At 51.7% G+C, this 15,694-nt stretch carries 7 protein-coding genes; all 7 read right to left on the bottom strand.

Annotated elements, in window-relative coordinates; translation table 11 throughout:
- Positions 1-34: 34 nt before the first annotated feature.
- Positions 35-1,030: a hypothetical protein gene (locus tag AAA927_RS02030; protein WP_338215208.1), complete on the bottom strand. Its 996-nt coding sequence runs from the start codon at positions 1,028-1,030 to the stop codon at positions 35-37.
- Positions 1,031-1,039: 9 nt separating this feature from the next.
- Positions 1,040-3,787, bottom strand: coding sequence for a YfhO family protein (locus AAA927_RS02025; RefSeq protein WP_338215206.1), 2,748 nt, complete (start codon positions 3,785-3,787; stop codon positions 1,040-1,042).
- Positions 3,788-3,989: 202 nt separating this feature from the next.
- Entirely contained in the window at positions 3,990-4,850 is an 861-nt protein-coding gene (locus AAA927_RS02020; RefSeq protein ID WP_338215204.1) for a glycosyltransferase family protein, read from the bottom strand.
- 15 nt (positions 4,851-4,865) lie between these two features.
- Complete coding sequence (locus AAA927_RS02015; protein WP_338215202.1) at positions 4,866-5,825, bottom strand: glycosyltransferase; 960 nt, start codon at positions 5,823-5,825, stop codon at positions 4,866-4,868.
- On the bottom strand, positions 5,822-6,079 hold the full coding sequence (locus AAA927_RS02010; RefSeq protein WP_338215200.1) for a hypothetical protein: 258 nt from the start codon (positions 6,077-6,079) through the stop codon (positions 5,822-5,824). Before AAA927_RS02010 ends, AAA927_RS02015 begins: the two co-directional genes overlap by 4 nt.
- Positions 6,072-7,061: a glycosyltransferase family 2 protein gene (locus AAA927_RS02005; RefSeq protein WP_338215198.1), complete on the bottom strand. Its 990-nt coding sequence runs from the start codon at positions 7,059-7,061 to the stop codon at positions 6,072-6,074. Before AAA927_RS02005 ends, AAA927_RS02010 begins: the two co-directional genes overlap by 8 nt.
- A 97-nt stretch (positions 7,062-7,158) precedes the next feature.
- Positions 7,159-15,579: a mucin-binding protein gene (locus AAA927_RS02000; protein WP_338215196.1), complete on the bottom strand. Its 8,421-nt coding sequence runs from the start codon at positions 15,577-15,579 to the stop codon at positions 7,159-7,161.
- Positions 15,580-15,694 lie beyond the last annotated feature (115 nt).

Raw genomic sequence — 15,694 nt, 5'->3', positions numbered from 1 at the left:
AAAAACCGCAAGCAACTTTGCTTGCGGCCATGGTTTAGTTATGTTTGAACACCGACCAGCCGGTATTGGGCTTGAACCCAATCCAGTTCGGCATCGTGGTAATCTGCTTGGCGGATTCCGTGAAGTCACTTGCATTCAAGCCTTCACTCACCAGAATTTCCGTGAATGGGGTGCCAGCGAGCACCGCGGGATCCAGCTTATCTTGGACGATTGGAATCAGGTGCTCGCGCAGTTTATCGTAGCTGGCCAACTGAGCAAAAATCGGGGTGTCAGCGGCGACATACAAATGGTTGTGGCGGTCCACATGATCCATCAGCCACCCTGCCATCAACGCCGCCTCGGTTTGAAATAACCGCACCGGCACCGCATGGTCATCCAACAACCACAACTCCGAAGGCGAAAAAGTTTGGGCAAATACTGGTCGCCCGGCTTCAGAATACAACGTGCGGCTCATGATGCTATGCACAGTCGGCGCATCACGGCCATCCACCAACTGCGCCGAATTGGCGGTGGCTCCGAACTGCTCAGACATCAAAAGTCGTTGATGCTGGTCGTAGGTGTCCACCCGCACCGGCTGCCCGCCAGCAAAATAGTTGATGGCACTGACCCGGCCGCGTTCGTCCCGATCCACCCGGTAAATTGGCTGACCATCCCCATCATGATAAACGGTGGCACTGCGCGCATAGTCTTCGAAGGTTTGCAGATCGCCCAGATAACCTGCCAGCGGTAGTGCGGTCAGCGGCTGATTTTTCATTTCGCGATGGCCATGCAGCTCAGCAAAAAAGTTCTCATGCGGCGTGCCCTTGGCAAAGAAATGACCCTTGTCGCGATACAGCGTGAAGTTGTCATTAGCTCGCGGATCCAGCCCCCCGGACAACACCGTCACCGGCCGCTCAGCCAGCGCCGCCTTCACGGCCTTCAAATGTGCCGCCGCCTCAATCGAAATCGTTGGGGCAATGCGATCAAGGAAATAGTAATCAGGGCCAGTGCTTGCCGTTTGCACTGGCTGTTTTGACTTGAATAAACTCATGATGGCCTCCTAACGATAATCGAAGAAATGGGCGTCAAAGAGCGGTGCTTTGGCCCTCGCCACCCGTTCCAGGTGCCGATTGCGAATCCGCCAGCCCCAAACCGTGATGGCCTGGATGATCAGCAAAACCACCAAACCGAAACTGGCCGCCAGACTGACCTTGAGCCCCTGTCGCAACTCTGGGAACGTATATTTCAGTTCCACGCGATGTGTACCCGCAGTCTTAAGGTTGATTTTCATCAGCTCCAAATACTTGTGCACTTTCACCCGTTTGCCATCCACCGTGACCTGCCAGTCCGTATCGTAAGGCAAGGTCATAATCAGGGACTGGTCGGCTTTGGTAGCGGTGGCTGTGCCTCGCCAGTGGGTGGTTTTCAGGCGCTTGAGGTTGACCGGTTGCTGGCTCATTTGCTTCAGTGCTTGATCAAAGCGTTCCTGATAACCCACCAGGAGACTGTATTTCGGAAGGTGGGTCACGCGCTTTTTCTTATCGAATTTCTTTTGCGTTTTGGTGTAGTCGAGCACTTTCAGCGTCACTGTGATGGTTTGGCCCTCTGGATAGGTCCCCAGGGGAATGACCCCACTTTCGGTTTCCTTGCCATCGGTCACAATTTTCTTGCCGTTGACCAAAACCACCACATCGGGCCGGGTTTCCGGTGTCAAAGTGTAAAGCTTATCATGCCTCAGTTCGAGGTAAAGTGGTCGGTTAACCCCGCCACCAGGCACCGAAATGTTGACCGTCCGCGTCTTCAAGTCGCGTTTAGTTTCTTTCACCCCACCGCGTAGCATGTAAATGTTATCGACGCCACTTAAATCACCGTAAACCATGCCCACATTCGCGACCCCAATGTACTTATAGGTCGATTTCACCTGGGTGGCTTGGGTGGGAGCGACTATCCCGATTTTTTGCGCCAATGGGTTCTGATAGATATGGTAGCCATTCACATTGGCCAAGGGCTTGAGGCCTTGGGTCACCAAGCGACTGGCTTGGTTCGACACGCCGGCGGGGCCATCGACAAGGTACTTAATGCCAAACAAGCTATCGGCCGCGCGCGTCGAGCCACCATCATAGGAGGTCCAAGGCGAACTAGAAAGGTAGCCCATCGTTTGCATCATGAAATTAATGGCGTGGGGCTGACTCGAACTGAAATGAGTCAACCCATTGAACCCGAATTCCATTGGCGTCGTGCGATCGCGCTGATAGTTCAACTCCATCCGGTAAAAGTCGCTTTGGTCATGCTGTTTGACCCAAGCCACCGCCACGTTCGTGCTCTTCACTTCCCGCGAGTAGCGTGCCATGTTGAAGTAAGTGGGCTGGTGTCCATAACTCCAAACCGTGGCCGCCGCTAAATCGGCCACGCCAACGACCGCCACCAACACGCTCGTCACGCGTTGCCATTTGGGCTGAGCGAAGTACAGGGTCAAAACTAAGGCCCCCAGCGCAATCATCGCCACATTATAGGCGAAAGTCACATTGGTAAATTGGTTAACCGAATAATCCCCTTGGTAGCTGAAAATTCTGACCTGATGAAAGGCCACCATAATTGCAACCAACACGACGACTAAGAAGAGATAGCGCGCCGCTCTGGCACTCACGCGCATCAAGCCAAAGGTAAACAGCGCCATCAAGATAAACAAAAACCCAAACACAAAGGACCAGCGTTGTAAAAATCCTACTGGTTTGGAGAAACCATGCCAGGCGGTATTCGTCCCATCGAACAAGGACTCCAGCGTTAGCAACACTAACGTCACCCCGGTCGTCACCCGAATGAGTGCAGGAATACGATTAGCGAAGAAAAAGGCCGCCAGCAGCATCATCACGATGACCCCGGTATAGATTTCCGGCCCGGGATTGTTCCAACTCATCGGCGTATAGGTCAGGTTAAAGAGGTTATTCAGCATTCGATAAAGTGTCCACGTATGGGTCAAGGTGAAGTGATACGCCGTGGTGCCTTTAACGCCTTGCAGCGTCTTCAACGTGGGCCAAATGATCACCCATGCTAACCCCACCGTCACCAGTGAAATCGCCCCAAAATAGGTTAATTTCAGCAGAATTTGTTTGAGCTGCCACCCAGCGATGCGCCACTGAATGACCATGCGGAGGACAAAATAATGCACCAAAAACAAGGCCACCATGTAGCCGATATAGTAATTCAAAATCAAGGACAACCCCAGCATCACCGAGTAGAAGGCCCACTTGGTGTGGGTAATGTAACGCTCCACGCCCAGCACCACCAACGGCAGTAAAATCACCGTATCTTGCCACATTAAGTCCATGGAGTAGTGCAACATCCACCCGGAAAACGCCCAGGATAACGCAAGTAGTACCTGGAGCGGGACGTTGACCTTCAGCGCATAGTGGCGGTTAAAATAGCGCACCAGCACCAGCATGGTAGCGGCCGCAGCCGCATTTTTCGCCACGGCCATCCAGGCCACCGCAATTGGGAGTTGACTAAAGGGAAAAAGGAACAACAAGACATTGAACGGGCTCAGCAAGTAGTAAGTCGTCAGCCCAAACATATTCCCGCCCAAGGTCATATTGCTCGAATAGAGAAACTGCTGCCAGTCGCCAAAGTTCCGTTTCAAATAGGTAAAGTAACTGGCATATTGCTGGTTTAAGTCCTGCCGCAAAATCGTGTGCGGACCAAACGGGGCGACCCCGTTAACCTTCAGCCCGATGATAGCGACGCCCACCGCCGCCGCTATCACGAAAAGATACAACCCTATTGGCCCAATAACCCGCCGAACCGCCTTCATAAGTCCTCCTCCGCCGCTCGGCCCCCCAACCGCGCAGCGTCTTCCCCTAATCATCACTGATTAATTATTATAAATTAATTTTATCATTTTTGGCTGGCAATGTAGCGCTTTTATTAAGTCTGATGCCAACAATATTTTATCAATGACCGCACCAGTTTCACTCCGATTCAAAAAGTGGCCATTGCTGGCCACTTTTTGATTCTCATTGTTGCTCAATGATTCCTTTAGCCTCAAGAATTCGCTGCCAGCCCCGCTGCAACTGCGCATCAGCACGGTCTTCATCGAAGACTTTGGCTTGCGGCAGCTCGGTGTGAAACTGACTGGTGATAATCAGATCATCTGCCTGAGGCGTAATCCGCAAATCACCTTCACGAAGCCGATAGCCATGTTTGACCCCTTGAAGCTGCGCAACCGCTGTGTCGTACTCCCGCCGTTCCGCCATAATCAAAGCGCCGGTATTGGCCAACGGCTCCAGCATTGCCTGGACAAAGCCGGCGAAGGAACCGTACTGCGCACCGGTCGCATTGATGGTGAGCAGGCCGCCTTGATTAAAATCCTGCGTCGCCGCCGTCTGTCCCTGCGGCGTTAAGTAGGTCACTTGCTGCAAGTGGTTTTCGACATAATGGCGCACCTGGCTGAGAAAGCCGCGGCAATCATAGAGGTCGCGGCGGGAGCGGGTCCCACTTTCATCAAAGTAATCCACCGCGTCGACATGGCCGGCTTCATCGCGCCACACTTTGGCCATCAACTGCTCCTGCCGGTGATACTCGTCGCCATCGTCCTGACGCAGTTTTACCCAGTCACTCGGAAAAGCCAGCACATCCGCCATGAAGGGTGCAATTGCCAAAGTTGGCACCTGCTGAATTTGATCGAAGACGGACACTACCTGCTCCGGCTTCACCCCATAATCGCCGACGACCTGCGGCCAAGTTGGCGAATCGCCCAAGGTGACAATCGTCGCGCGCACCCCCAGGGCAGCGAAAACCTTCACCCGCTCGTAAAGTGTTGCTTCAACGGCGGCTGGCGGCGCCGCTAACGTGCCTGTGACAAAAAACGCCTGCATCGCGTTTCCTCCCTGCTATGCGTTGACGGAAACATGCGCCGTTAGCGGCGAAATTCGCTGCAAATAGGCATTGAATCGAGACGGCGCGGCATTCCACGGCGCGGCCGGGTTCAGGTCGCTGACCCGCAAGTCATCGACAAACGCCATAATTTGGGGCCATTTTTCCGCATGCACTGCCGTCAGCTCGGCCATCTGTGCCGTCATCGCGGCGTCCCCTCCTGATTGTGAGTAGAACCGCACGATCGTTTTGGCCAAGGTCGGCACATACTGATCAGGGGCTAAACTCCGCAGGCGCGTGAGAAAACGAGTCATCATCCGCACCCATTCCAGCTGCAAGATTTCAGGCTGCGGCGGTAGCACCGTTTCCGGTAGCGCCCGGCCCATAAACTGCACCGCCACCACACTTTCCAGCTTGCGTGGGGCTTGCGCGATAGCTTCAATCTGCTGGCCCACGTGCTGCTCGGTATAGACGCCAAAATCTTCAAATTTGATTTGACTTTGCATCAATAAGGTGCGGTTGATGAAGCGGCCGCTTAACAAATGGTTAGCTGACTCAACCTTATAGGCATAGCTGCGATCGTCGTTCATCTCTTGGCGCATTAACAGGCCGGAAATCAGCTGGGCTTCAGGATGAGCCGTAATCGTCTGCAGCACTTGCTGCAAGACATCGACGGCATTGAACTGAAAATTCGGCCCCAGAAACGCGACGTATTTGCCCGTGGCCAACATGACGCCTTGCTGAAAGGCATTAGCCCAAGACCAAATTTTCGCTGGCTTGATATAGCGGAAGGTCAGGTGGTTGAACACCCGAAGCGGCTCCAAATCTTCCAACTGATAGCGCCCGTTATCAATCAAGAGCACCTCAATCTCGCGAAAATCCACGCCTAGCTGATTGTTGATGGATGATAACGGCACGGCCAAATCATGCACCGAAGCCGATTCCATCGCAATAATAAGACTGACCCGCTTGTTCATACCTGTTCCTCCAAGTTGTTAAAATAGCCTTCATCCGGTTCCCGCGTCCTGCCTTTGTTGCTGCTTACCTGCCGCGATGGGTGTTCAGCAACCACTATTCGGATCAGCTCAAAGCTGACGTTATGCGTTGCAAACACTTTCACCGGTTTCAAGTTTACTCCAATTGTCGTGCAGACAGAAGGCGGCCTCCGGGCAAAATCAGCACCGTCATCTAAATGAAACAAAATGCTGATATTTGCGATGGCTTCATTCATGGTTTTGCGCCTCAGCAAAGGCATGTCTTAGCAGCCTCATCTGAATTGACAAATATTTTTCCATCCCAGCAGTGGACCAGCCGACCCGTCTGCCGCCAGGTTCACTGTCTCTAATGATTAGTTTTCTGACTTGCTCTTGCCCTTCATCGGTCCACAAACTGCGATTTTCCACCAAGAGCTTCGTGTGTTCGGCAATAAAGGCGTCCGGATCAACAGCCGGATGCTGTTTTTCACGGTAAAACAAATCTGCCATATATTCATAGAAATCACGGGGCCAAACCGAGGGCTTCTGCTGCCGCAGTACTTCCAAGATATAGCGGTTGGATTCCGCCCAAGTATGCAGCTGATGATCGAATTCGTGACCATTTTTACGCACCGTTGATTTAGGATTCCACAACCAGACATACACCGGTTTGTCGAGGTAAAAGCGATCCTGGGCCAACTCACAAGCCAACCCCACAAAATAGGTATCCTCGAAGATCCGCAAATCTGGGTGCCAAGTCAACCCAATCCGCTTGATGTACTCCCGGTGATACAACTTGCCATACGCCGCTTTCCAGTCGTATTTAGCTGACAGCGCATAATTAAACCCATCTCGCCGGTATTGTTGCTTGGTATAGCGCGCAATGATCAAGTCATGATCCTGCTCACGCGTCGGTGCCAGCATGTCTCTTAACGCGAAAACATCACTAAGTTCGTCGTCGGCGTCAATGAACATAAAATAGTTGCCTTCTGTGTGGTCAATGCCGACTTGCCGCGCCACGCCTGCCCCGCGACTGGGCTGATAGTTCAGCTGACGCACAACCAATCCGCGTGGCGCTTGGAATAAATCATTCGGCATGGCCGCCACACCATCGCCGATAAGCGCGACTTCAATGTCACTAAAATCTACGTCGACTTGCATGGTCACGCTGGCAAAGGCGCGCCGGACCTGTTCCGGCGTCTCGTTATGATAGGTGATGATAATAGATAGTTGTTTCATAAGTGTTTACCTCGTTTAGTACTTATATGTAAGAACAAACTGACCATCTCGTTTGCTTGAGATGCTCAGCTTGTTCAGCGCTCATGCTTGCATGAGTTTAGTATAACGGTTCGTCGTCTTTACCGCGCCGTTTTTTGGCAACTGCGAATGCAGCTAAGGCATCCACCATTGTCAAACCTACGCCAGCCAAGATCATTTCGGCATTGCTTGATTCACCCGTTTGTGGCAACTTGCTTGCCCGTGCGTTTGAACCCGAACCAGAAGCATTACCATTCATGCGAGTTCCAGTGAAGCGACTCTGATGGGTGTCTGTCGACGTACCAATTGAGTTATCACTTGGGTCACCGATCGGATCATCTTTTGACGCTCCTTCAGGGTTGCCCGCGAGATTATCTTCTGGATTGCCGTCCTGGTTGTCATTGGTATGATCATCAAGATTTCCAGTAGGGTTGCCATCGAGGTCGGTATCCGGAACATTGTTAGGATCGCCTGTTGGGTCACCAGTTGGGTCGCCTGTTGGGTCGCCAGTCGGGTCACCTGTTGGGTCACCTGTTGGGTCGCCTGTTGGGTCAACGTGTAGCGGCTTGCCAACCCGAGTGATCGTGATCGACTTAATACCATCACCAAGTGTTGCATTGTTATCACTTGGATCATCGGTCGGGTCGCCAGTCGGATCGGTTGTACCTGTTGTCGGGTCCACATGAAGCGGCTTGCCAACCCGAGTAATCGTAACCGATTTAATGCCATCACTAGGGATTACATTGTTATCGCTTGGATTATCAGTCGGATCACCTGTTGGATCACCGGTGTTGTCACTCGTTGGATCAACATGGAGAGGGACACCCACACGAGTGATCTTAATTGATTTAATGCCATCACCAAGGACTACATTGTTATCGCTTGGGTCATCTGTCGGATCACCTGTTGGATCCCCAGTGGTGTCACTCGTTGGATCAACATGGAGAGGCACACCTACACGAGTAATCTTAATTGATTTAATGCCATCACCAGGGACTACATTGTTATCGCTTGGGTCATCTGTCGGATCACCTGTTGGATCCCCAGTGGTGTCACTCGTTGGATCAACATGGAGAGGGACACCCACACGAGTAATCTTAATTGATTTAATGCCATCACCAGGGACTACATTGTTATCGCTTGGGTCATCTGTTGGATCACCTGTTGGATCCCCAGTGGTGTCACTCGTTGGATCAACATGGAGAGGCACACCTACACGAGTAATCTTAATTGATAAGTCACCGTTTCCTGCCGTGCCTTTGTCGCCGGTCATACCTTTGTCACCGGTCGTACCCTTGTCGCCGGTTGCACCTTTGTCGCCGGTCATACCTTTGTCGCCGGTCGTACCTTTGTCGCCAGTCGTGCCTTTGTCGCCAGTCGTACCCTTGTCGCCGGTCGTACCTTTGTCGCCGGTCGTACCCTTGTCGCCGGTTGTACCTTTGTCGCCGGTCGTACCTTTGTCGCCGGTCGTGCCTTTGTCGCCGGTCGTACCTTTGTCGCCGGTCGTACCTTTGTCGCCGGTTGTACCTTTGTCGCCGGTCGTACCCTTGTCGCCAGTCGTGCCTTTGTCGCCGGTTGTACCTTTGTCGCCAGTCGTGCCTTTGTCGCCGGTCGTACCCTTGTCGCCGGTTGTACCTTTGTCGCCGGTCATACCTTTGTCGCCGGTCGTGCCTTTGTCGCCGGTCGTACCTTTGTCGCCAGTCGTGCCTTTGTCGCCGGTCGTACCCTTGTCGCCGGTTGTACCTTTGTCGCCGGTCATACCTTTGTCGCCGGTCGTGCCTTTGTCGCCGGTCGTACCTTTGTCGCCGGTCGTGCCTTTGTCGCCGGTTGCTCCCTTATCGCCAGTTGCACCTTTGTCGCCAGTTGCGCCCTTGTTGCCTTCGAGGAAATCAGCTAGATCAATTGTGCCATCACCGTTGACATCAGAGCCGCCATTCAACAACCAGATTTCGAAAGCGCTCTTACCGTTTGCGCCGGTATCACCCTTGGCACCCGTGTCACCCTTAAGGAGTTTGATCATGTCGTCAACATCGATGTCGCCATCGCCGTCGGCGTCAGTACCACCATTATCCTTCCAGGTTTCGAATGCGGATTCACCAGAGGCACCGGTATCACCCTTAGCACCTGTGTCACCCTTGGCACCTGTGTCGCCCTTGAGGAGCTTGATCATGTCGTCAACATCGATGTCGCCATCGCCGTCGGCGTCAGTACCACCATTATCCTTCCAGGTTTCGAATACGGATTCACCAGAGGCACCGGTATCACCCTTAGCACCTGTGTCACCCTTGGCACCAGTGTCGCCCTTGAGGAGCTTGATCATGTCGTCAACATCGATGTCGCCATCGCCGTCGGCGTCAGTACCACCATTATCCTTCCAGGTTTCGAATACGGATTCACCAGAGGCACCGGTATCACCCTTAGCACCTGTGTCACCCTTGGCACCCGTGTCGCCCTTGAGGAGTTTGATCATGTCGTCAACATCGATGTCGCCATCGCCGTCGGCGTCAGTACCACCATTATCCTTCCAGGTTTCGAATACAGATTCGCCTGATGCGCCGGTATCACCCTTGGCACCCTTCAAGCTGTTCAGGAAGTCATCTTCCGTCTTGCCAGGGTTCTTTTCTTCCCAGAGTTCGAATGCCGACTTACCGTTGTCACCAGTTGTACCGGTCGCACCTGTATCACCGGTTGCACCCTTTAAGCTGTTCAGGAAGTCATCTTCCGTCTTGCCAGGGTTCTTCTCTTCCCAGAGTTCGAATGCCGACTTACCGGCATCGCCGGTTGTACCGGTGGCGCCTGTGGCACCTGTATCACCGGTTGCACCCTTCAAGCTGTTCAGGAAGTCATCTTCCGTCTTGCCAGGGTTCTTTTCTTCCCAGAGTTCGAATGCCGACTTACCGTCGTCACCAGTTGTACCAGTGGCACCTGTATCACCGGTTGCACCCTTCAAGCTGTTCAGGAAGTCATCTTCCGTCTTGCCAGGGTTCTTTTCTTCCCAGAGTTCGAATGCCGACTTACCGTTGTCACCAGTTGTACCGGTCGCACCTGTATCACCGGTTGCACCCTTCAAGCTGTTCAGGAAATCATCTTCCGTCTTGCCAGGGTTCTTCTCTTCCCAAAGATCGAATGCCGATTTACCGGCATCGCCGGTTGTACCGGTGGCGCCTGTGGCACCTGTATCACCGGTTGCACCCTTTAAGCTGTTCAGGAAGTCATCTTCCGTCTTGCCAGGGTTCTTCTCTTCCCAGAGTTCGAATGCCGACTTACCGGCATCGCCGGTTGTACCGGTGGCGCCTGTGGCACCTGTATCACCGGTTGCACCCTTCAAGCTGTTCAGGAAGTCATCTTCCGTCTTGCCAGGGTTCTTTTCTTCCCAGAGTTCGAATGCCGACTTACCGTTGTCACCAGTTGTACCGGTCGCACCTGTATCACCGGTTGCACCCTTCAAGCTGTTCAGGAAATCATCTTCCGTCTTGCCAGGGTTCTTCTCTTCCCAAAGATCGAATGCCGATTTACCGGCATCGCCGGTTGTACCGGTGGCGCCTGTGGCACCTGTATCACCGGTTGCACCCTTCAAGCTGTTCAGGAAGTCATCTTCCGTCTTGCCAGGGTTCTTTTCTTCCCAGAGTTCGAATGCCGACTTACCGTTGTCACCAGTTGTACCGGTCGCACCTGTATCACCGGTTGCACCCTTCAAGCTGTTCAGGAAATCATCTTCCGTCTTGCCAGGGTTCTTCTCTTCCCAGAGTTCGAATGCCGATTTACCGTCGTCACCAGTTGTACCAGTGGCACCTGTATCGCCTTTAGCGCCTTTTGGCAAAGTGATTTTGTCGCCGTTTGAAAGATTCAGAACGATATTACCGTCAGCATCAGTGGTGTAGTCCGTTATGCCCACACCATTTTGGCCATCAGTACCATTGTTAATAGTGTATTTTTCCCCATCAATGGTTAGGGTATAGCCTTTGACTTTGCCGTCTTCAGTAATCGGATCAACACCAATCGTTGAGTCAGCACCGTGGTTAACCGTAATCTCCTTACCATCTGAGAATTCGATTACCGTATTGCCATCTTCATCAGGGTGTTGTCCTGTAATTGTAAGTGGCGTGGCAGCATCCCCAGATGCACCTTTGTCACCTTCAGGACCTTTATCACCTTGAGGGCCTTTGTCGCCGACCGCACCAGTGGCACCGGCGTCACCGGTCGCACCAGTATCACCGGTAGCGCCTTTTTCACCAGCTTTTGGCTTGGCAACGTACATGACCCAGATGTCTTGACCAGTCGTATTGAAGGCAGCATCAGCCTTGCTGTTATCGGGTAGGAAGTTGATTTGGCCGCCATTCATATCAGCCGTTGCGTAGTAGTATAGCACGCTGGTATCAAGCGTACCGCCAGCATCAGGTAAGTCCTTTCCTTCACCGCTCAACTGATCGGGAATACTATAATCGTTCGAGTAATCATAGCCTTCTTCACCAGAAACATACTCAGGCTCTTTTAGTTCAACGCCATTAACATCCTGGTAAACATAGTGAACCACACCAGTGCCTTGTTCGGGCGGAACGACTGTGTAGGTCGCAGTGATCGTAGCCGTATCATCCTTGTCGAGATCAGAACTTGAGAACAGTGTCGCTGCTTGGTTGGCCGAAATGCCCTCGGTGCCCACTGCGCTCCCGTCGATAACGGTTGGATTAACCGTATAACCAGAAATCACTTCTGGCGTGACGGTATTAAATGCTGTGTCCTGCTTCCAAGTACCATATTCAACCACGGTATCGGAAGGATCATTCACATCCGTGGTGTAAGTGCGGCTGAAGGTCAGCTCTTGCTGATCAAGCTGCTGAGTTTCGCCATCCTTAGTCGCGTTGACAATGATGGTCAATGTCTTATGCGTTTCTTCATAGTGCTTATCGGTCGGGTCGTTCGGAGCTGGATGAACAACCAACTTCGGATCCTTGGTGTAGGTAACCGTAACATTAGCTGTCTGGTCCGTATCGCCGTCCGCAGCCTGCATTGCAGCCGCCAGACCATCAACGGTGGAACCATCATCCGTGGTGGTTTTGCTGGTGACAATCTTCTTATCAGCGGTGTAGCCGTCATAAGTGGTTGGCGTGTAGTCACTATACGTGTTCGCAACTGTCCAATCGCCGTAAGCCGTTGCTTCATTACTGTCGCTGTTGTCGTCCTTTTGATATTCGCGCGTCAAAGTGACAGTCTGGGTGTTCTGGACCTTCTTGTTGCCGTCTTTAACTTCAGTGACCGTGACGGTTAACGTCTTGTGCGTATCATTGTAATGCGGGTCTGTAGTTTCTGTCGGTGGCTGATGCCACTGCAAGTTCGGTGTATCCGCAGTGTAGTTGACGTTACGAGTCACGATGAACTTCGTATACGCTCTTTTCTCCAGAATATCCCCGCCCGTAGCGTTGATGTTACCTTGGGTCTTGCCAACACCTTGCAAATCCTGTGAAGTAATATCCTGGTTTGTTGATTCATCAATAGTGCCTTTTGCGCCTGCAACAACTGGCACATACTGCGGATCATTAGTAATACCATCCAACAATACTGTATCATCGCTACCAGCGACGCCTGAAGTGTTAGTGGTCCACGGTGTGTAGTGAATGGTGCCACTATCGTCGATGGTCGCCGTCCGGTAAACGAAGAATGGCTCAATGTCTTTATCTGTTGGTAGGCCGGCCACATCACCCGTGTAATGGATATGCGCACCTACCGTGGCAATCAAATAACGTTGAGTAACGCCAGTTGGATCGCCATTGTTAAAGGTACCTGGATCGTCCGGTGTGTAAACGCGTGGTCCATCGGCTTTATACACAATCTTAAGACTCTGTGTGTCGCCCGTTTGGACAATATAGCTGCTGGTAGTCGGATCAGTTTCGATGGTGTAGCCATCAACAGTTTTATTCAAACCGGCAAAATCAAGCGTATCACCCTTCACACCGGTATAGTCAACACTGCTTTGACCATCGGTATTCTGAAGACTTGAGCCTGCTTCATCAACAAACGAGACCGTTACTTTCTGTACTTTAGCGAAAGTAATCGTAACAATTGGCATTCCATCGGCAAACTTCAACGAGGCAATGGTGCCATCACCGGAGAGTTTGTACCCGGTGACCGTCTTATTAATACCGGCAGCGGTCCAATCAACATCGGTACCCGGTTGGCCACTTAACGTATAGGAAGACTTACCATCCGTATTCGTCACGGCTTTGCCATCAGTATCGATTAAGTTGACCGTCAGAGTCACATCAGGAATTTTCTCAAAAACAATTTTGACCACATTATTGTTGCCGTCAGTCACTGTATAGGCCTTAGTTGTCCCATCTTCGATCAGTCGATAACCAGGCAGCTCTTTATTAATATTGGCAGCAGCATAACTATCGGCAGTGAGGATATCGCCAACACCGGCATCAATTTGGTAGGTGGTCGTGTACCCTTCAAGGTTGATAACCGTGTCGTTGTCATCAACCAGTTCAACCAGAACCCCGGCTTTCTTCTTGTACAGAATATCAATTGTTAGGTTATCAGCAACCACTGTTGGGGTGAGCGTATTATCCTTGACCAGCTCATAGCCTGTGATGTCCTTGTCAATGTTCAGGGTCGCAAAATCGATGGCTTCACCAATGGGGCCGGTGTAGGAATACGTGTTTAGCTTATTACCAGCCTCAACAAGTTGCTGTGTCGCCTGATCTTTCAGATTAATGGTGACAGTGGCCGTTGGAATCTTATCAAAGTAAACATCGGCATACTGATCACCATCTGCAGTGGTCGCGTACATCATTTGAGTCAGCGACTGGTTGGGTTGAATCTGGTACCCTGGGACCGTGTAATTATAGCCTTTAGTCTCAACACCGGTGCCCGCAGTATACGTTTTGGTGCCAACGCGAATTGTCGACACCCCATCTTTGTTTTTAACCGGTTGCCCCTGATTATCAACAAGATTGAGAAATAGCTTATGCGTATTCTGAGTGTATTTCAGATCAACCGTCTGGGCTTTGTCAGTAAAGTTAATCGGCGTGGTGGTGCCATCTTCCGTTAGTGTCCAATCATGAATTGACTTATTAATCGAACTGAAGTCCACCGCATCGCCAATGGTGCCGGTCAGCGTGACCGCTTGCTTAATCGGCTTGGTTGGATCGGCCACATTGATAAAATTGACCGTGACCGGCTCGCCTTGGGTTTTCTTGCCTTGATAGGTGATGGTGACGCCAGATTCACCGCCGGCCTGAATATAATCCGCGGCAGAATCAAGCCCATACGTATGCATCATCTTGTTCAAACTAGCAAATTCAGTTGCAGTTGGAAGCGTCTTCTTCACTGATGAGACGATGTCTGGATTCGCGTCAGGTGGCAATGTGATCTGGGTCTTGGCTGGATCGAACTCATACCCTGCCGGTGCATCTTGCGGTGTATAGTCAATCGTCCCATCTTTAGCAATCTGAATAGTCTTGGTCGAGTCTGGAATTTCCTGGCCATTTTCATCGATGTACTTATAAGTCACGGGAAAACCATCAGTGATCGGTGGTGTGGTCGTTTCTCCGGTATCACCGGTATCCCCTGTGTCACCGGTTGAGCCGGTCGTGGGCGTGCCGACATCCACTTTGACGCCGTCACCAATGTCACCATCGGCACTCGGGATAATCAAATCGGTAATCACAGCATCGTTCAGGGCCTTATCAGGCCAGAGCATCAGATAGCCACCATGATCAGCAAAGGCTGCCTTTACCTGATCTGCCGATAAGGTAACCGTCATACTCGAGGAATTATCGTCTTTGTTCACCGTGAACAGGCTAGAAGTGGTAAAGGTCTGCGCTGCCCATGTGGCATCAGTGTTGTAATTAAAGTTCGGTTTATCTAGGGCAGATTGAGTGGTCGTCCCAATCTTTAAAATTCCGGCATCCGTCAAGGGTGCCATGCGGAACAAATCGCCGGTCTTCAAGCTCGCCACTTCGTCGTCGGTGCCGTGAAGCAAAGTCTGAGTCACCGCGTCAATATTGGCCATTTCACTCTCATTGGAAAGATGATAGGTATAGTCTTGCTGGAAGGTGCCTTTTCCTCCCCCCATGACATTACGAATGTCTGAGACCCAGCCGGCAATCGTCCCTAAAATAGAGCTGAGAATGCTCCCATTGCTTGAACTGCCCATAACCTTAATCGCGCCGATCTTGGAGAAGCGTTTAAACGTCACCGTAATTGGTTGGTCATACGCCAAGTACTTCTTGGTGGTGTCCCCATTTTGAACTTCCCGTACACCAGCGGTCACAATGATCTGCCCGTCCACACTGGTCGTAGCGTTCGGATTGGTCAGCTTCAACGTATCCAGGAATGACTTGTTGTAAACCTCCTCGACCGTCGAGTTTTCATCGGCCGCCTCCACGACTTGGCTGCCTGTCGTCGGCAAAATGAGCGCACTCGTGAAAGTGCCCCCAGTCAGGACTGCACCGGCAAACATGGTGAACGCGAAACGCCAAAATTTTCCGGCCTTATACATTTTATAATCTTTTACGACAGGGTCATATGGTTTTAGTAGATGACCCGATTTTGGTCGTGATTTCATAGTACTCCTCCTTATATCATGCAAAAGCAATGTGCCCATATAAGATTAG

Origin of the sequence: Lacticaseibacillus salsurivasis, assembly GCF_036246225.1 — a bacterium.
GTDB lineage: Bacteria > Bacillota > Bacilli > Lactobacillales > Lactobacillaceae > Lacticaseibacillus > Lacticaseibacillus salsurivasis.
Note: the sequence above shows the minus strand (reverse complement) of the source record. Positions and strands in the feature narration are given on the sequence as shown.